The organism is Novosphingobium sp. 11B (genome assembly GCF_054589055.1).
The window spans coordinates 2,544-20,945 of record NZ_BAAILP010000205.1 but is presented as its reverse complement, the minus strand read 5'-3'; the positions used below and the strand labels follow the sequence as shown (position 1 = coordinate 20,945).

At 67.2% G+C, this 18,402-nt stretch carries 15 protein-coding genes; 9 read left to right on the top strand and 6 right to left on the bottom strand.

Annotation, left to right across the window (positions count from 1 at the left end; all coding sequences use genetic code 11):
- Window positions 1–41: 41 nt before the first annotated feature.
- Window positions 42–722 (top strand): Fe2+-dependent dioxygenase, encoded by a 681-nt coding sequence (locus ACYPYD_RS18740; RefSeq protein ID WP_459664778.1) that lies wholly within the window; start codon window positions 42–44, stop codon window positions 720–722.
- The gene (locus tag ACYPYD_RS18735; RefSeq protein WP_459664776.1) at window positions 719–1,834 is read left to right on the top strand and encodes an alpha-hydroxy acid oxidase; all 1,116 of its coding nucleotides are present in this window, start codon (window positions 719–721) and stop codon (window positions 1,832–1,834) included. Before ACYPYD_RS18740 ends, ACYPYD_RS18735 begins: the two co-directional genes overlap by 4 nt.
- A 3-nt stretch (window positions 1,835–1,837) precedes the next feature.
- On the opposite strand, the gene ACYPYD_RS18730 is transcribed toward ACYPYD_RS18735, so the two are convergent.
- From ACYPYD_RS18730 to ACYPYD_RS18710, 5 genes are all read right to left on the bottom strand, one after another.
- A complete protein-coding gene (locus tag ACYPYD_RS18730; protein ID WP_459664775.1) occupies window positions 1,838–4,216 on the bottom strand; it encodes a hypothetical protein in 2,379 nt (792 codons plus the stop codon).
- Between the two features lie 192 nt (window positions 4,217–4,408).
- Window positions 4,409–5,575 carry a glycosyltransferase family 4 protein gene (locus ACYPYD_RS18725; protein ID WP_459664773.1) on the bottom strand — a complete coding sequence of 389 codons (1,167 nt, stop codon included), beginning with the start codon at window positions 5,573–5,575 and terminating at the stop codon, window positions 4,409–4,411.
- Complete coding sequence (locus tag ACYPYD_RS18720; protein WP_197524410.1) at window positions 5,568–6,800, bottom strand: glycosyl transferase; 1,233 nt, start codon at window positions 6,798–6,800, stop codon at window positions 5,568–5,570. Before ACYPYD_RS18720 ends, ACYPYD_RS18725 begins: the two co-directional genes overlap by 8 nt.
- Before the next feature lie 148 nt (window positions 6,801–6,948).
- On the bottom strand, window positions 6,949–8,268 hold the full coding sequence (locus tag ACYPYD_RS18715) for a sigma-54-dependent transcriptional regulator (protein WP_069707384.1): 1,320 nt from the start codon (window positions 8,266–8,268) through the stop codon (window positions 6,949–6,951).
- Window positions 8,265–10,007, bottom strand: a complete 1,743-nt coding sequence (locus ACYPYD_RS18710; protein WP_459664772.1) for a sensor histidine kinase — start codon at window positions 10,005–10,007, stop codon at window positions 8,265–8,267. Before ACYPYD_RS18710 ends, ACYPYD_RS18715 begins: the two co-directional genes overlap by 4 nt.
- A 210-nt stretch (window positions 10,008–10,217) precedes the next feature.
- Between ACYPYD_RS18710 and ACYPYD_RS18705 the strand changes: the two genes are divergently transcribed.
- Together ACYPYD_RS18705 and ACYPYD_RS18700 are read left to right on the top strand one after the other, a co-directional pair.
- Window positions 10,218–11,537: a dicarboxylate/amino acid:cation symporter gene (locus ACYPYD_RS18705; protein WP_459664770.1), complete on the top strand. Its 1,320-nt coding sequence runs from the start codon at window positions 10,218–10,220 to the stop codon at window positions 11,535–11,537.
- 40 nt (window positions 11,538–11,577) lie between these two features.
- The gene (locus tag ACYPYD_RS18700; protein ID WP_211149902.1) at window positions 11,578–13,026 is read left to right on the top strand and encodes an alginate export family protein; all 1,449 of its coding nucleotides are present in this window, start codon (window positions 11,578–11,580) and stop codon (window positions 13,024–13,026) included.
- Here ACYPYD_RS18700 and ACYPYD_RS18695 read toward each other — a convergent pair.
- Window positions 13,010–13,735 carry a transcriptional regulator gene (locus ACYPYD_RS18695; RefSeq protein WP_459664768.1) on the bottom strand — a complete coding sequence of 242 codons (726 nt, stop codon included), beginning with the start codon at window positions 13,733–13,735 and terminating at the stop codon, window positions 13,010–13,012. The genes ACYPYD_RS18700 and ACYPYD_RS18695 overlap by 17 nt on opposite strands.
- A 131-nt stretch (window positions 13,736–13,866) precedes the next feature.
- Between ACYPYD_RS18695 and ACYPYD_RS18690 the strand changes: the two genes are divergently transcribed.
- The 5 genes from ACYPYD_RS18690 to ACYPYD_RS18670 form a co-directional block, all read left to right on the top strand.
- Complete coding sequence (locus ACYPYD_RS18690) at window positions 13,867–15,333, top strand: aldehyde dehydrogenase family protein (RefSeq protein ID WP_459664766.1); 1,467 nt, start codon at window positions 13,867–13,869, stop codon at window positions 15,331–15,333.
- The gene (locus ACYPYD_RS18685; protein WP_459664764.1) at window positions 15,330–16,112 is read left to right on the top strand and encodes a carboxymuconolactone decarboxylase family protein; all 783 of its coding nucleotides are present in this window, start codon (window positions 15,330–15,332) and stop codon (window positions 16,110–16,112) included. The genes ACYPYD_RS18690 and ACYPYD_RS18685 overlap by 4 nt, the downstream gene beginning before the upstream one ends.
- The gene (locus tag ACYPYD_RS18680; protein WP_459664763.1) at window positions 16,105–16,905 is read left to right on the top strand and encodes an NAD(P)-dependent oxidoreductase; all 801 of its coding nucleotides are present in this window, start codon (window positions 16,105–16,107) and stop codon (window positions 16,903–16,905) included. The genes ACYPYD_RS18685 and ACYPYD_RS18680 overlap by 8 nt, the downstream gene beginning before the upstream one ends.
- Complete coding sequence (locus ACYPYD_RS18675) at window positions 16,902–17,657, top strand: SDR family NAD(P)-dependent oxidoreductase (RefSeq protein WP_459664761.1); 756 nt, start codon at window positions 16,902–16,904, stop codon at window positions 17,655–17,657. Before ACYPYD_RS18680 ends, ACYPYD_RS18675 begins: the two co-directional genes overlap by 4 nt.
- Before the next feature lie 11 nt (window positions 17,658–17,668).
- Window positions 17,669–18,402: SDR family oxidoreductase (locus tag ACYPYD_RS18670; protein WP_459664759.1), on the top strand; the 734-nt coding region annotated here is incomplete at its 3' end.

Sequence of the window (18,402 nt, the reverse complement as noted above, 5' to 3'; positions counted from 1 at the left end):
GGTCATTGTCAGCATCACCTGACTGCGCGAATAGAGACACCATGGTCATCGAAATCCCCGATCTGTTCGACGCCGCCGAAGTGCGCGAAATCCGCAGTGCACTGGGAGCCGCCGACTGGGCGGACGGCCGCGCCACCGCCGGTCACCGCGCCGCAAAAGTCAAGGAAAACGAGCAGTTACCGCTCGACCATCCCCTCGCCAAGCAACTGGCCGACCGCGTCCTCGCCCGGCTGGCGCAGACCCCGCTGTTCATCGCCGCCGCCCTGCCCGCCCGCGTCCTGCAGCCCCGTTTCAGCCGCTACGACGGGCGCGGCCACTACGGCAATCACGTCGACAACGCGATCTTCCCGATCCCCGGAACCGGCGAGCACCTGCGCTCCGACGTTTCGAGCACCCTGTTCCTCTCCGACCCCGAGGAATACGACGGCGGCGAACTCATTATCGAGGACATGTTCGGTACGCACACGGCCAAACTGCCCGCCGGAAGCCTGATCGTGTACCCCGGCTCCAGCCTGCACCGGGTCATGCCGGTGACGCGCGGCGTCCGCTTCGTCTCGTTCTTCTGGACCCAGAGCTTCGTCGCCTCGCCCGAGAAGCGGCGGCTGATGTTCGAACTGGACGGCGCGATCCAGTCTGTCGCGACGGACCATCCCGAGCATGCCTCGATCGATACCCTCACCCAAGTCTACCACAACCTGCTGCGCCAGTGGTCGGCGACGTGAGCCCGCAGCCACCGCTTTCCGCCATTCCCGCGGAGTTGCGCACCCTTGCCGATTACGAGCGACGCGCCGAAGCCCACCTGCCGCCCGAGGTCTGGCGGCACATCCAGGAAGGCGCGGGCCGCGAGATTACGGTGTCCGAGAACCGCGCCGCCTTCGACCGCATCGGCCTGCTCCCCCGCGCCATGGCGACCCTCGACGGCAGCACCGAGATCGACCTGCTCGGCCGCCGCCACGCCGCGCCGATCCTGCTGGCCCCGCTGGCCTACCAGTGCCTTGCCCACTCCGAGGGTGAACTTGCCTGCGTCCGCGCCACCACCGCGCTCGATACCGGCATGGTCGTCAGCACGCTGTCGAGCGTGCCGCTGGAGGACATCGCCGCGGCCGCCCATGCCATCGCCCGCGATCTCGGCAAGGCGCCCGCTCCACTGTGGTTCCAACTCTACCTCCAGCCCGAGCGCGAGCACAGCCTGCAACTCGTCCGCCGGGCGGAGGCGGCCGGCTACGAGGCCATCGTCCTGACCGTCGATGCGGCGCTGAAGCCCGCCGGGATCAGGCTTCCGCCGGGCGTCGATGCGGTCAATCTGGCCGGAATGCCGCGCCCGACCCAGACTTCCGTGCCCGGTGGCCGGATCCTGCTCGGCACCCCGCTCTCCGATGCGGCGCCGGGGTGGGACGACCTTGCGTGGCTGCGCGAAGCGACCCGTCTGCCGATCCTCGTCAAGGGCCTGCTGCTGGGCGAGGATGCCGCCCGCGCTGTTGACGAGGGCGCCGACGCCCTCATCGTCTCCAACCACGGCGGCCGTGTTCTCGACGGCCTGCCAAGCCCTGTCGATCTTATCCAGACCGTCGCCGAAGCCACGCAAGGCCGCGTGCCGCTGCTGCTCGACGGCGGCGTGCGCATGGGGACCGACGTGGTCAAGGCACTGGCTCTGGGTGCGAGCGCCGTGCTCATCGGCAGGCCGCAGATGCATGCTCTCGCGGTGGCCGGGATGCCCGGCATCGCGCACATGATCCACCTGCTGCGCACGGAGCTGGAAGCGGCGATGGCGCAACTCGGCTGTCCGAACCGCGCCCTGCTCGGCCCCGACCGGCTGGTCGCGCTCGGACGCTGAGCCCTACTTGTCGAGCGCGAGCTTTACCACGCTGGCGGGAGCATCGCGCAGGCGCAGGCGCAGCGCGCCGTCAGCGGGACGACCGCTGACCTGGAGCGTCCGCCCCGTATAGCCGGGTTGCACGGTCGCGGGCTTGGCAAAGCCGTCCTCCACAGCCACGGCATCGATCAGGAACAGGTTGCGCCCGGCAACCGTGCATGGTCCATCCTGCCCCTCGCACGTGACGCTCTCGATACGCGGCAAGCGCACGACGGTGGTGAGCGGCATCCAGTCTCCGCGTTCCTCGCGGCCGTCAGCCGCCTTGCTCACGAAGCGCAGGCGGATCGCACCGAACATTGCGGGGGGCAGGTCGGCTGCCCTGAGCGTCGCCACCACGACTTCCGGGCTCTCCAGACTGAGACCCTTGCCGATTTCGAGCCGGGCAATGGCCTCTCCTTGCACCTGGGCGATCTCGATGGCGGAACCTGCACCGAAACGCGCCGCGCCGGCGGCTTTGAGCGAGAAAACCATCTCGCCGTTGTCCGGCAGCAGATCGCCCGATCCGATATCCAGCGTTTTCGTCCCCTGCACCGCCGGGCCGGGGTAGACCGTGCGCTGCAGCAGCGCCACCTGAGGGCGCGGCGCTGCGATACGCACCGGCAGCGTCAGGTTGCGCCCGTCCTCCAGCCGTACGGTAGCCTTGTCGGGCGCCGTGTCCCCAGGCGCCGTGCCGGGAACCTTGCCTGCCCCTTGCGCGATCAGGTGCAAGCGGTCACTGCCGCCTTCGCGCGTCAGTTCTGCAGGGCGGAATTCAACCGTGCCAAGCATGACCGAACGCACCTGATCCAGCCGCTGGCCGGTCAAGAAGCCCTGCACGTCGCCTGCATGCAGTTCGAGCGCTTCAAGCCGACTGGCCTGCACGCGGGCACGCAAGGTGACCGTCTGCTCATCCGCCATTCCGCGCTCTCGAATCTCCAGCCGCACGTCACCGGCCGCAGCATCGGTCAGCGGGACGGTAACGTTCAGGCGCCGCCCTTCCTGCGCCTTGAACTTGAGCGGCCTTCCCGCACCGTTACCCTGCCGCAGCGTCACTTCCTCGACGCAACCCGGAGCCGTCCCTTCGAGCGCGACATCGTTGTCGCGCCCCACGATCAGGCCGTCGGCATCGCCGGCCGCCTTCCAGGCACCTCCTCCCGCGCGCTGGAGCAGGAAATCAGGCCCGTCGAAAGGTGCGAACCCCCAGATGCCGTGGAGATGGCCGCGCACGTCTCCGGCGAAAGCGGCCGGCAGCGTATCGGCGGCGAGGACGTAGCCGCCCTTGTCCGCGCGTGCCTTGACAGGCACTTCGAGCACCTGCCCCGAGGCAGACGTCAAGCGCACTTTCATGTCGTGGGCAAAGTCGGTCGAGAACACCAGCGGGGCCCCCTCCACCGGCAGTACAGCGCCTTGCGCCATGCAGATCGGCCCTTTGGCCGTGCTGCGCAGCTGCGGGGGGATATCCGCCTCGACCGCAGGCATCGCCGCGATCATCACCGACTTTGGCTTCTCGAACGAAGGCGCCGCATTGAGCAGAAGCGACATGCGATCCGCATTGCGCACCGTCAGTGTCGGCAGATAGTTGAACTGCGGATTGTTGAACGCGCCGAAGATCTTCGCCACATCGCGCGCGACCGCAATGTAGGCGCTGTAATACCCCGCTCCGCCCTCACGCGTGTTGGCAAGCTGGAGCGCAAGGTCGGTCGGCGTGCCGGTGATCGTTTCCGCCAGTGAACTGGTATGCACGTCGGTGAGCACCAGAGAATCGCGGTTCTCCACGAGACAGGAAGCCTGAGACTGGATCACCTTGTTCAGGCAATCCTCCTGCAACTTGATCGACAGGCTGCTGGCAAGGACCGGCGCGACGGTGCGCAGATACTCCGGCCCGCTATCGTCCTGCGCGCGGATCGCGGCCATGAAGGCATTGAGGCGCGAATGGTCGAGCGAGGCCTGGTTCAGGTCCTGGCTGGCGCGCACGAATTCGCCCGGCTTGCCGCGAACAGCATCCATCAGGACGCCTTCGGCTCCGCCCGTCTCGGGTACCATGAGCAGCACCATCTGCCGCGCATCGCGCGGGACGGTGAGCGTCAGAGCCTTGTCCTTTTCCTTCTCCTTCCAGGTGCGGGCAAGGTCGATCCAGTCCTTGGGAGGAGGGTTCGTCGCACCGCGCAGGAAGGCCGACATGAGCACGAAATTGGCGCCCTGGCTTTCCGGGAAGGCGCCATGGACCACCACCTTGTCACCCACTGCAAGGCTGGGCACGCGCGAAATCGGCAAGGTTTGCCCGCCGCGTGTGACCTCGATACTCAGGTCCGGTCCGGACAGTTCGAACGGCGCAGGATCACCCAGCGCAGGGGCAGCCAGCATGAATGGCGAAACGAACAGCCCGATGCTGCGGGAAATGCGCGAAATGCGGCGCATTGGCGATCTCTTGCGCAAAAAGCCGGAATCCTGTCGTTGTTTCAGACCAAAGCGCCCCCGTGACTGGCCTTAGCCGGTTCGGATGGAGCGGTTCAACCCCGCCCGGTCCGAAACGAGCCGCAATCGCGCCCGTCGATGCTAATTCAACGAAGGCGTGAGTTGTTCCTGCTGACGGTCATCCTCTTCGACCCCATCGGCCACCAGACCTTCGAGGGCGAGGCGGCAGTGGCGATCCCAACTGAAATTCTCGCGCGCAAACAGGCGACCGTTTTCGGCAAGGCGGCACCGGTAGACGGCATCGCGCGCGAGCAGCGCCAGTGCGGCGCGGACCGCTCCGGGATCGCGACCATCGACGACCAGCCCGGTCACGCCGTCGCGCACGAGTTCGCCCGGCCCCCCGTCCTGGCCGACGATGCAGGCGATGCCATGCGCCATCGCATCGGCGACACTGATACCGAAGCCTTCCATCTCCGCGCCGTCCTCCAGCGCGATCTGTGGATGAAGGAATATGTCGGCGGTCCGGTGATGCTCCGCCAGTTCCGCATCCTCGACATATCCGGTCATCACCGTAATGCCCAGTTCGCTCCCGGCTGCGGCCCCAGCGGCTTCCAACGCCGCGCGAATGGCATCCTCGTCAGGACCGCGACCGATCACCGCGTAATCGAGCGCCACGCCTTCGTTCCGGCAGTTGGCAACCGCATGCACGGCGGCGGGCACATTCTTGCGAGAGACCAGACGGCACACCGTCATGACGCGCGGCCGGGCATTGGCGGGCTCCTGCCTCTCCTCTACCGGCAGGACCACGCCATTCCAGGCAATAGCGCATCGAGCGGCAAGGTCCGGCGCACGAGCGAGCAACAGGCGGCGCGTGGCGTCACTGACCGCAATGATCCGCGTCGCGTGCGCCAGCACCGCACGCATCAACCGGAATGCTCCCTTCGAGGGACGGCCGACTTCTCGCCCGTGCACGGTGACGATAAGCGGGCGCGGAAACAGGAGGGCCGGTATCGCCGCGCGCCATGTGCACGCATGGATCACACAAGGGCGTGCCCCGGCCATCCATGCGCGTATCATGGCTATTGCGAGCCGTAGATAGACCATCATTTGCGCACCCGGGCCGACATCGACAAGAGTGATGTCATCCTCCGTTATCCGGCGCGGCCCTGCCGAAGACTTTGCGAAAACGGTGACCCGTCGCCCACCGCGCGCATAGGCGCGCGCAACCTGTGCAACGTACGTCTGCACCCCGCCTTCGTCCGGCGCGTGAACCCGCGCGACGAGCCATATGGCAGCAGCATCATTCATGGGCGAGCGCACTCCCGCGACCAAAGCCGAACGACGTCGTCCGCGGCATGGTCCCGTGTCTGAGGCGTGAGGTCAGGTAATCCGCGACCGCCCGTCCCGCCCGCTCCGATGCACTGCGCCCCTCGCGGTCGAAAGTATCCTCGATCCCCTTCTGCTGGACTGCGGCATAAGCGCCGTGCGAGGCGATGGCATGGGCGACTTTTTCAACGATATGATCCGCGTCTTCGTGAACGGGGCCGTAATGCCAGTGCCGATAGCTCGGATTGCCCTGCCAATTGGCACCATGCGCGTTGAGAAACAGACAGGGACGCGGCCGCACGACGAATTCGTAGATCTGGCTGCTGACGTCACCCAGATAAACCGCGGCCATCCGGGTATAGCTCATATCGACGCTCGCCGCACTGCCGAGATCGATATGGACGTGCGGCAGACGGGAGAATTCCTCCAACCGGCGTTCCATCCGTTCGCGGCGACGGCGACCGTCATACATCCGGATATGCGGCGCCACGATCAGGTTGAAGCGCCCGTCCTCGGCGAACTGGCGCACGACGTCGAGACCCATGCCCGGCCATGACGACAGCTTCGGGGAAAAATGCGGGTTGTACAGCACCACCGGCCGATCCTGCGGGAACAGCCGCGCGGGCGCGCGATCCCGGGTCAGGTCGAACTTGCCGTAGCCGACGACGGCATAGTGGCCCTCTCGAATGAGGCCCTTGTCCAGCATGCGGCGACGCTGCTTGTCACCGGCCAGAAGAACGAAGTCGAACTGGCGGATGCGGCGGTCGTAGCCGACCGCCCTGTCACCGGCGCCGTGGCAGGTGTGAATGAAGCAGGTACGCTTCAATCCGGCATGCCGCAGCAGCAGCGAAGTGCGCTCGGGCACCACGATCGCATCATATTCGGCAAGCCGCCCCCGCGCGGCGGCGAGCGCGACCAGCTTGGGCGGCGTGGCGGAACCTGCCAGTCGCGTGAAGGCAGAGAGCATCGGCCCTTCGACCTGCACGAAACGGATCGTCGAAGCCCCATGCCGCCGCGCTATGTCGCGCGCCATCGCGATATGATCGTGCGTCATCGCAACGACGTCCACCGCAAAGCGCGGATCGCGGGCAAGTTCTATGGCAAGCGGCATCGCGTGCAGGACGTGGTGCAACTGCGCGTTGAAGAAAAAGCAAAGTTTTTGCGGCACCGCGGGGTCGGCAAGCCGCTCAATCGCTCCTTGGAGCATGGCGTCCTCCATTGCAGGCTTCGGCTACCCGATCCTTGGCCCCATCGGTTTGCCGACGCATTTCAGAAGGTCGCAGCGTCCCTGTCACCCTGCAACAATTGCGCGGTGGAGTGCCCCGTGAACCGGCCTGCCGGTCCGGACGAACCCGTCAGCGCCCGCCCTTGCGCAGCGTCGCCAGGTCGATCCCGTGCTTGTGAACCTTGTAGTAGAAGGTCTTGCGCGGGATGCCGAGCCGCTTGATCGCCGCGCCGATCTCTCCCTTCGTACCCAGCACGGCCGCGACGATGGTATCGCGCTCGAACGCATCTAGGCGCTGCGGCAGCGTGTCGCCGGCAGGGACGCTTGCAGGCTCGGCTGCGGCATCCTCCAGCCCCAGCACGAAGCGCTCGGCGAAATGGGCCAGTTCGCGGACGTTGCCGGGCCAGTCGTGGCTGGAAAGATGGTGCCGCACGGCCCCGGTCATCATCGGCAAGGGCAACCGCAGCCGGGTCGCGGCGGCTCCTGCGAGGTGGGCGAACAACGCCGGTACGTCCTCCCGCCTCTCACGCAAGGGCGGCATCCGCAGGCGCAACGCGGCAAGGCGATAGAACAGGCCCGGCGTGATCTTCTCGGACAAGTCGCCTTCGTCCGTCCCGCCCGTCGCGATCACCCGCAAGTCCAGCGGCAGCGGCTCGCGCGCGCCGGGACTGCGCAGCACCCGCTCCTCGACGAGCGGGGTCAGCCGCGCCTGCAGGCGCCGCGAAGCCTGGTCGATATCGTCGAGGAACAGCGTGCCCCGCACGACCGAGGCGATGCTTGCCTCCCCCATCGGCGCGAAGAGTTCATCCTCCAGCGCCTCGGGCAGCGCGCCGCAGGCGACAGCCATGAAGCGCTGGCGCGAACGCTTGCCTGCGCGGTGGATGAGGCGCGCCAGCAGTTCCTTGCCGGTTCCCGTCTCCCCCTCGATGAACAGGTCGATATCGGCATTGGCGAGGGTCGGGATCATTTCGCGCAGGCGGCGTATGGCGGCGGACTCGCCGATCAGCCCCGAAGCAGCATCCCCCTGCGCCGCCGCGCGCAACCGCCGGTTATCAAGCGCCAATCCCCGCGCAGTCGCCGCCCGGTCGGCCGCCGCGACCAGCGCCTGCGGATCGAAAGGCTTGGTCAGGAAGTCCCATGCCCCCGCCTTGAGCGCATCCACCGCCATCGCCACGTCGCCATGCCCGGTGACGAGGATGACCGGCAGGTCCGGATCACGCTCGTGCAGCGCTCGAAACAGTTCGGTCCCCGACATATGGGGCATACGGACGTCCGACACGACGATCCCCGGCCAATCGGCGTCGATGGCCTCCAGCGCGGGTGGCGCAGCGGCAAAGCTCTCGACGACGAAGCCCGCAAGCGACAGCACCTGCGCCGTCGAGATGCGCAGATCCGCATCGTCCTCGACAAGCGCCACGCGCCTCGCCTGTCCCGGTGCGCGGTCGTTCATGGCGCGCGCCTGAGCACGATCGCGAAACATGCCCCGTAGTCGGAGGGCTCCAGTTGCAGGGTGCCGCCGAAGTCCTCGACGATGTCTTTCGAGATGACGAGGCCAAGCCCCAATCCGGTCGGCCGACTGGTGGCGAAAGGCGTGAACAGGCGGTCGGCGACTTCCGGTGCGATGCCCGGGCCATTGTCGCTTATGGTTAGGCGCACGCTCTCCGCTCCTGCATCCAGTGCAAGCTCGATCCGGGCGTCGGCGCGTCCTTCCAGCGCCTCGAGCGCGTTCTGCAGGATGTTGACGAGCACTTGCTCCAGCCGGACGTGCCCGCCGAACACGAACAGGCCGGGCGGCACCTCGGGAACCACAAAAACGACGCGCGACAGGCGCTCCTTGAGGAGCAGGCAGGCGCCTTCGACCACCTCAGCCAGCGGGATCGGGCCTCCAGCACGGCTACCTTTGCGCGCAAAGCCGCGCAGTTCGGCAGTGACTGCTCCGATACGCTCGGCCAGACGGTCGATTGCCGAGAGATTATCACGCACGGCATCCTCGGCACCCATGTCCAGCAATTGCCGCGAGGTGGACGCATAGTTGCGGATCGCGGCGACGGGTTGCGCCGTCTCGTGCGCGACGCTCGCCGTCACCTGCCCGAGCGTGGCAAGGCGGTTGGCCTGCCGCAACCCTTCGCGCAGTTGCGCCGCGTGAGCCTCGGCGGCGGCGCGATCCTCGATCTCCCGGCGCAGGTCGATGGTGCGCTCGGCGACTGCGGCTTCGAGTTGGGCGGTGTGCTCGCGTCGGCGGCGGCTTCGCTCGCGCACAAAGGCCGCGAAGGCGAACAATGCCAACGTCACCAGCGCCGCGCCGATCTGCGCGGCGCGCACGACGGCATCCACCGCGCCTTGCAGCGGCAACGCCAGATTGACACGCCAACCCAGCGCATCCGCCGCCGTGGTAGTGAGCAGATGGTCGCCCTTCTCCCCCAGAAGGGTAATGCGTCCACCGTCATGTTCGCGAAAAGGCACTGGGCCAAGGTTCCCGACGCCGATGAGCTTGCGTTCGCGCAGGCTGCGTTCGGACGGGAGCGGCCGCGTCGCGGCGTAACGCCAGTTACGACGACTGGTGACCAAAATCACTCCATTGGGATCGGTGACGAAAGTAACCCCGTTCGCCTCGCGCCATTGTGCCTCGACGCGGTCGAACTCCATCTTCATCACGACGACGCTGCCCCCCGCCGCCCGCCGTGCAAAGAACAGACCGGGCCGATGACTGACCGTACCGAGCGCGAACTGCTCACCGAGCCCGCTGCGCAATGCCGCCCGGAAATACGGACGAAAACTGTAGTCCTTGCCCAGGAAACTGCGCGGATCGCGCCAGTTGCTCGCGGCCAGGGTCAGGCCGTCCTTGCGAATGATGTAGATGATGGGCGAGCCAAGATCGCGCGACAGTCTCTCCAGCTTGGCGTTCATCACCGCTTCGGCGCCCGGCCTGCCCGCGACGAGTGCGACAAGATCGCGGTCGTCTGCCAGCGCAAGCGGAAGAAGCCGGAACCGGGCGATTTCGCTCGCCAGCAGTGCCTGCCGCAGCCGGGCGTCGATGGCTGCCTGCGCCGCGAAACGGGCGGTCGCGGCCTGCCTCACCGCAAGTCCGGTCAGGAATGCCACCGCAGCAGCGCAAGCCAGCGCCGCCGCCAGCCACCAGAGATAACGCGATCGAACCACACGAATCCGCCTAAGCCAACAGGGCCTCATGTGCAAGTTTCTGCACTATCCAGTTATGAGGAGGGCAGATTTCCAGACATGGTGTGAACGACGTCACCCTCATATCATTGATATTAAAGATATTTACAAAAATGCAATTTGTCTTTGCGCGCAATGAAACGGGCGGCATTTTGACCCTAGGCACGAGCGTCACCCCCGGGGTGTCGTCGGCGTCCCGAGGATGACGAAGGCTTTTGACATATGCAGTATGATCCGTCGCACATTCAGCCCGTCGCTGCGAAGCGCTGGTACACGCACCTTTATGTCCAGGTTCTTGCCGCGATCACTGCGGGCGTACTGCTGGGCCATTTCTACCCGGCGGTCGGCGAATCGCTGAAGCCGGTGGGCGACATGTTCATCAAGCTGGTGAAGATGGTGATCGCCCCGGTCATATTCCTCACCATCGTCACCGGCATTGCCGGGATGCGCGATCTCGGCTCGGTCGGGCGCGTGGCGGCGAAAGCCTTCGCCTACTTCCTGTTCTTTTCCACGTTGGCGCTGATCGTCGGCATGACCGTCGCGAACGTCGTACGACCGGGCGCAGGCTTCAACATCGATCCCGCCACGCTCGATGCCGGCAAGGTCGCCCAGTACGCCGAAAAGGCGCACGAGACCTCGCTGCTTGGCTTTCTCAATGCGATGATCCCGGACACGCTGGTCTCTGCACTGGCGCAGGAGAACATCCTGCAGGTGCTCGTCGTCGCGATCCTGTTCGGCTGCTCGCTGGCCGCCATCGGGGAACGTGGCGACAAGGTGCTTTCGCTACTCGACGACATCTCGATGGTGGTGTTCAAGCTCGTCTCGATCGTGATGAAGCTCGCCCCGATCGGTGCGTTCGGTGCCATGGCGTTCACCATCGGCAAGTACGGCGTCGGCAGTCTTGCCAACCTCGCGCAGCTGGTGGCGACGTTCTACCTCACCTCGATCCTGTTCGTGGTCGTCGTGCTCGGCGCGGTGGCGAAGCTGTGCGGGTTCTCGATCCTCAAGCTGATCGCCTACCTCAAGGCCGAACTGCTTCTGGTCCTTGGCACCTCATCCTCGGAAAGCGCCCTGCCCGCCCTTATCGAGAAGATGGAGCGCGCCGGCTGCCCCAAGGCCGTCGTCGGACTCGTCGTTCCCACTGGCTATTCGTTCAACCTCGACGGCACCAACATCTACATGACGCTGGCGGCGCTGTTCATCGCGCAGGCCTGCAACGTCGATCTGACGCTGGGCCAGCAACTGCTGCTGCTGGGCGTCGCCATGCTCTCGTCCAAGGGCGCGGCGGGCGTCACCGGCGCGGGCTTCATCACGCTGGCGGCCACGCTTTCGATCGTGCCGGACGTGCCGGTCGCGGGCATGGCGCTGATCCTGGGCGTCGATCGCTTCATGTCGGAATGCCGCAGCCTGACCAACTTCATCGGCAATGCTGTCGCCACCGTCGTCGTCTCGCGCTGGGAGGGCAAGCTGGATCACGCCCGCCTCGACGCCGCGCTCTCCGGGCATGCCCTGCCCGAACCGGCACTCGTCCCAGCCGAATAAGCAAGCACGCTAAAAACAAGAACTACGGAGAGGTCGCCCCATGGGCACTGTTGCTTCGCGGCTGCGCGCCGCCACCCTTTCGCTCGCCCTGATAACGCCTGCTGGAATCGCGCATGCGCAGGATGCCGCATATCCCCAGGCCCACAACGGCGACGGCGCGGTCACCAATGGCTACGCCCTCTCCCGCTGGGCCGAGGACTGGACCGAAAAGGCCGATCCCGCCAAGCGCGACGACCCGCTCGACCGGCTCAAGTACATCCCGCTCGACGACGACGGCGATATCTACCTGACCCTGTCCGGCGAACTGCGCCTTCGCGTCAACCAGACCACCAACCCCAACTTGCGCGAGGCCGAGGCCCAGCGCCAGGACATCAACCGGGTGGTCGGCGGCGCCGACCTCCACATCGGCACCCACTTGCGCTTCTACGGCGAGATCGCCCACGGCGGCATCTCCGGCCGCAACCTCGGCGTGCCCGCCGCGACGCTGCGCAACGACGTGGTGATCCAGCAGTCCTTCGTCGAAGCCCGCACCGACATCGGCGAATTCGACGTCGGCGTGCGCTACGGCCGCCAGGAATTCACCGACGGCCCCAACCTGCTCGCCTCGCAGCGTGACAACAACACGATCCGCTACACCATGAACGGCTGGCGCTTCTACGCGCGCGGATCGAAGCTGCGCTTCGGCGCCTTCGACTTCCGCCCGACGGCCTATGGCGACCTCGGCACCGGCGACGACGTCGACGATCCGGCGCGCCGCTTCTCCGGCGCCACCGTCGGGGTGATGCTGCCCAGGACGTTCCTCGGCAATTCGAACCTCGCCTTCGACACCTTCCTGTGGCGGCGCCACAACGACGTCGGCGCCTGGGGCGGGCGGATCGGCCCGGCGACGCGCTGGTATCTGGGCGGGTGGTTGCGCGGAGACGTGGGCCGCGTGAACCTCGACTGGTCGGTGAACCGCCAGTGGGGATACTACATGACGCAGGACATCTCCGCCTGGCAGGCGTTCATCGCGCAGACCTACAGGCTGGGCAAGAGCAAGACGGCGCCGCGCGTCGGCGTCCACTTCGACTATGCCAGCGGCGGCGGCGGATATGGGAACGGCAAGCTGCGCAACGCCTATTCGCCCTTCGGCAACAACATCTACTACAGCTACCAGCTCTACCTGACGCCCTCGAACTTGCGCGCGGTGACGCCGAACGTCAGCTTCTCGCCGGTCAAGGACGTGCGCGTGCTGGCGGAGTACGAGTTCGCCTGGCGCGACAATGTCCACGACGCGGTGTACCGCGCCAACGGCCAGCCCTTCGCGGGCACCCAGAACGGCACCGCGCGCAAGATCGCGGAACTGGCGCGGCTGCAGGCGGTGTGGACGATCACGCCGCGCCTGTCGTTCACCGGCCGCTACGAGCACCTGAAGGCCGGCGCGGCACTGACCGACGCGGGGTACAAGAGTTCGGATTTCCTCGCGGGCTGGCTCAGCTTCCGGTTCTGACCGGCGGCTTCGCCTCCAGATAGGCCCGCACCACCGCGCGGTTCTGCCGGTTGGCCTCGAACCGCGTGAGGTCCGCATCGTTGGCGAGGATCGCGGCGATGATCCGCCCGCGCCCCTCGCGCCATGCCGCACCGTCGTCGTCGAAGACCTTGAGGTCCGGGGCCGTATGCGCGGTGGAATAATGCAGCGTCACCCGCGTCAGCATCTCGAACAGCGGGCGGCGGACCATGCGAAACAGCAGTTCCTGGAACTCCATCTCGAAGCGCCCGCTGTCCGCCATCGTCGTGCAGCCGGGAAGCGTCTCCGCCAACGCCGCCAGCCGGGCCCGCAAGCCCGCGTCGGTGCAGCGCGCGGCGGCAGTCGCCAATTCGTTGAACAGCAGCGAGGTCATGTCCAGCGCCTCCTCGTAGGACGCCGGGTTCATCCGCATATAGGAATGAAGCCCCCGCTCCAGCGCCGCCGCATCGGGCCGCGCGCCGTAATAGCCTCCGCCCGGACCGCGCCGAACTTCGAGCAGCCCTTCATGCTCCAGCACCCGCGCGACCTGCTGCAGGGTGACGATCCCCACCTCGAGCGAGCGCGCCAGTTCGTGCAGCGAACCGATCCGCTCGCCCTCGGGCACGGCGTAGATCTTCTCGCGCAGCACCCCGGTGGTACGGACGATCAGGCTGGCTTTCTTCACCGACATGGTCTTCTCGATAATAGGCATATAATATGGAATTCATGCTGCTTATCTTGAGATAATCGCACAATTCAAGTCAATTGACCGCTTATTTATACGCCGATAGCCTCCACTCCATCAAACGGCGCGCAGTCGCCGATGGAGAGGAGAGCAAAGCCATGGGCTTCCGCCTGCCCGACGTATCCCTGCCCGAATTCGCGCATTTGATCGGCGACAGCGCCGAGGCCGCCGGCAGTGGCGAGACGTTCGCTCACGTCTATCCCGCCAGCGGCGAAGTCACCCGCGAGATCCGCCTGGCGAGCGGCGACGACGTCGACCGTGCCGTCGCCGCCGCCCGCGCCGCGCAGCCCGCATGGCGCGCGATGCCGGGCGACAAGCGCCGCGACCTGATGCTGCGCCTCGCTTCGGTGATCGAGGAACGCGCGGCGGAAATGTCCCCGCTACTGAGCGCGGAAAATGGCTCGATCCTCCTCGCAGGCCCGCACATGAGCGCGGATGCGGCGCAGAAGTTCCGCTACTTCGGCGGCTGGGCGGACAAGCTGGAAGGCCGCACCGTGCCGACCTGGGGCGGCCCCGCGCATGACTACGTAGCCTATGAACCCTACGGCACCATTGGCGTGATCGTCCCCTGGAACGGCCCTCTGTTCGCGGCGACGATGGTGATGGCTCCGGCGCTAGCCGCCGGGAACTGCATTGTGCTGAAAGCGCCCGAAACCGCGCCGTGGTCGATCATGAAACTGGTCGAACTGATCCGGCAGGCGGGCTTTCCGCCGGGCGTCGTCAACCTCGTCACCGGCGGCGCGGACGTCGGCGCTGCAATGGTCGAGCATCCCGGCATCGACAAGATCGAGTTCATCGGCAGCGGCGCGACGGCGAAGACAATCCTCGCCAGCGCCGCGCGATCGCTCAAGCCGGTCGGGCTGGAACTGGGCGGCAAGTCGGCGGTGCTGGTCTTCGCCGACGCCGACCTTCAGGCGGCCGCCAAGCGCGGACTTTCGGGGGCCGTGAGCGCCAATGGGCAGGGCTGCGTCAACGGCACCCGCCTGCTGGTGGAACGCGCGATCTACGAACCCTACGTCGAGATGCTCAAGGCCATGGCGGCCCATGTGAAAGTCGGCGATCCCTTCGCCATGGACACGATCATGGGCCCGGTGATCTCCGAGGCCGCGCTGGACCGTATCCATGGCATGGTGACGCGCGGCACCGCCGAGGGCGCACGCGTGGTCTGCGGCGGCGCGCGCATGGGCGGCGATCACGCGGGCGGCGCATTCTATCCGGTCACCGTGCTGGCCGACGTGGCACACGGCAGCGAGATCGCCCGCACCGAAGTATTCGGCCCGGTCATCGTCGTCACGCCGTTCGACAGCGAGGAGGAGGCCATCACCCTCGCCAACGACACCGATTACGGCCTCGGCGCCTATGTCCACACCACGAACCTCGCCCGCGCGCACCGTGTGGCAGGGCAGATGATGGCCGGGCAGGTGCAGGTCAACGGCTCGGGCGAGGCGATGACGCCCTGCGTGCCGTTCGGCGGCATGAAGCATTCGGGCCACGGCCGCCTCGGCGGGATCGAGGGCCTGCGCGAATTCCAGCAGGTGCGCAACGTGTGGATCAACCTCCAGTGACCCGGCTCGATCCCGCCGCGCGCAGCGCCGCCGGCCTCGCCACACAGGCCGAAGTCACCGGACGCGAAGCCCCCGCCCCGACCACGCTGCTGGAGGAATCTTGGCGCGACTTCGTCTTCGCCGAGGTCTGGACCCGGCCCGGCCTGCCCCACCGCGCCCGCTTCCTCGTCGCCATGACCTCGGCCGCGACTTGCGGGCTGGCCGACGGGCAGGTCGAGGATTTCGTGCGCGGTGCGCTCGCCACCGGCGCGCTGACCCTCGCCGAACTGCGCGAGGCGGCGCTCCACCTCGCGGTCTATTCGGGCTGGGGCAACGGCGGCAGGCTCGACCGGGCCGTCACCCGCGTGGCCGAAGCGCTGGGTCTGCCGCCCGCCGAAGTGCCGCCGATCCGCGCCGAACCCTGGGACGCGCAGGAGCGCAACGACCAGGGCCATGCCGAATTCGCGAAGGTCATGACCTTCCCGCCCGGCCCGCCGAACTCGCCCTATCTGGTCGGCATCAACAACTTCGTCTTCGGCGAGATGTGGCGGCGGCGCGGCCTCGACGAACCCTCGCGGCGGTGGATCACCCTCGTCGGCGTCTGCGAATCCGGCGCCGATATCCCGATCCGCAGCCACATCCACGCCGCGATGGCGAGCGGCAACTGCCAGCCCGAGGAAATGCTGGAGTTCGTCCTCCAGTACGGCACCCACGCGGGCTGGCCCAAGGCCTCGCGCATCAACGCCGTGGTGATCGAGATGATCGCCAAAGTGGAGAAAGGACTCCCCTGGAATGGCTGACGTGGGTTTCATCGGCCTCGGCTCGCAAGGCGCGCCGATCGCCATGCGGATGATGGCGGGCAACGCCCTGACCGTCTGGGCGCGGCGGCCCGAGGCGCTCGCCCCGTTCGCCGCAAAGGGCGCGAAGGCTGCGGCATCGGTGGCGGACCTCGGCGCGGCCTGCGATCATGTCGGCGTCTGCGTGGTCAACGACGCGGACGTGGTGCAAGTATGCGACCTGTTGCTGCCCGCCATGCGCCCCGGCAGCGTGCTGGCGATCCACTCGACGATCCTGCCGCAGACTTGCGAAGCGCTCGCTGCGCAGGCGACGGAGCGCGGTATCTTGCTGCTCGACGCCCCCGTCAGCGGCGGCAGCCCGGCGGCCGAGGCAGGCAGCCTCGCCGTGATGTGCGGCGGCAGTGAAGGGGCTTTCGCCAAGGCTCTCCCCGTGCTGCGCACGTTCGGCGCGAAGATCGTGCTGCTCGGCCCGGCCGGTGCCGGGCAGCGGGCCAAGATCGTCAACAACGCGCTGCTCGCCGCCAACATGGGCCTCGCCCATAGCGCGCTCGCCATCGCCGAGGGGCTGGGCGTGGACCGCGCGGCGCTCGCCGACCTCATCCAGGCGTCGAGCGGGCGCAGCTTCGGCTTCGAGGTCTACGCCCGCCTGCCCGCCCCGCCCGCCTTCGCGCACGGCGGAAGCCTGCTGTTCAAGGACGTGAGCCTGCTCGGCGCCATCGCGCATCCGGGCAACCCGCTCGCGCTGGCGGCGATGCCGTTCCTCGACGCCGCGGGCGTCACCGGAGAGACACCATGATTTTCGAGAACCTCAATCTCACCGGCAAAGTCGCGCTGGTGACCGGCGCCGCTTCCGGCCTCGGCCGCGCGGCCGCGCTGAAGCTGGGCGCGGAAGGCGCGAAGCTGTGGCTGGTCGACGTCGACGCCCCGGGCCTCGCCGAAACGGCCGCATTGTGCGGGGCCGAGGCGCGCAGCGAAGTCGCCGATCTTTCCGACCCCGCCGCCTGCCATGCCGCCGTCGCGAACGCGGTCGCCGCCTTCGGACGGCTCGACGCGCTGTGCAACGTCGCCGGGCTGATCTACCTCGCCAATACGCCCGAGATGCCGCGCGAGCGATACGAGCGGACCATCGACGTCAACCTCAACGCGCCGTTCTTCCTTGCGCAGGCGGCGATCCCGCACTTGCTGGAAACGAAGGGCGCAATCGTCAACGTCGCCTCCTGCGCCTCTTATATCGGCGAGGCTTATGCTGCGGCTTATTGCGCAAGCAAGTGGGGCCTCGTTGGCATGACCAAGGCGCTGGCGATGGAGTTCCAGAAGCAGCCGATCCGCATCAACGCCGTCGCCCCCGGCGGCATGATGACGGGCATCGCGGCGAACTACGTGCCGCCGGAAGGCTGCGACTTCGAACTGCTCAAGCGCTTCTCGGGAATGCGCGGGCTCGTCGAAGTGGAGGACGTGGCGGACATGATCGTCCTCCTCGCGTCGGACGCCGGGCGCGGTTTCCATGGCGCGTGCCTCTCCATCGACGCGGGCATCACCGCAGGCTGAAGGACCATACGATGACATTTTCCCTCGATCAGTTCCGCCTGGACGGCAAAGTGGCGGTGGTCACCGGCGCGGGCGGACGCGGCAATTCCATCGGGCGCGCCTATGCGCTCGGGCTGGCCGAAGCGGGTGCGGCAGTGGTCGTCGCCGACCTCAACGGCGAAGGTGCCGAAGCCGTCGCGCAGGAGATCGTCGCGGCGGGCGGCCAGGCGATCGGCGTGCGCGTGGACGTGGCGGACGAAGCCTCGACACTGGCGATGGGTGCGGCGGCGAGCGAGGCGTTCGGCGGGGTCGACATCCTCGTCAACAATGCCGCGCTGATGGTCGATATCAGCTACGACAATTGCGAGACGGTCAGCCTGGAGGCGTGGAACCGGGCCTTCGCGGTGAACCTCAACGGTGCGTTGCTTTGCGCCCGCGCGGTGATCCCCTCGATGCGGGCGCGCGGCGGCGGGCGGATCGTCAACCAGACCAGCGGCGGGGCGTTTCCGGCGATCGGGCTCTACGGCATTTCCAAGCTGGCGCTGGTGGGGCTGACGACGACGCTGGCCAAGCAACTGGGCAAGGACGGCATCACCTGCAACGCCATCGCGCCGGGCAACGTCAAGTCGGATGCGGGCAAGCTGCTGGTTCCGGACGATTCCCCGTTCATCCAGTTCCTCGACATGACCTGCGCGCTGCGTTCGCGCGGGGAGCCGGACGAACTCGTGGGCACCGCGCTGCTGCTGTGCTCGGAGGCCGGAAGATG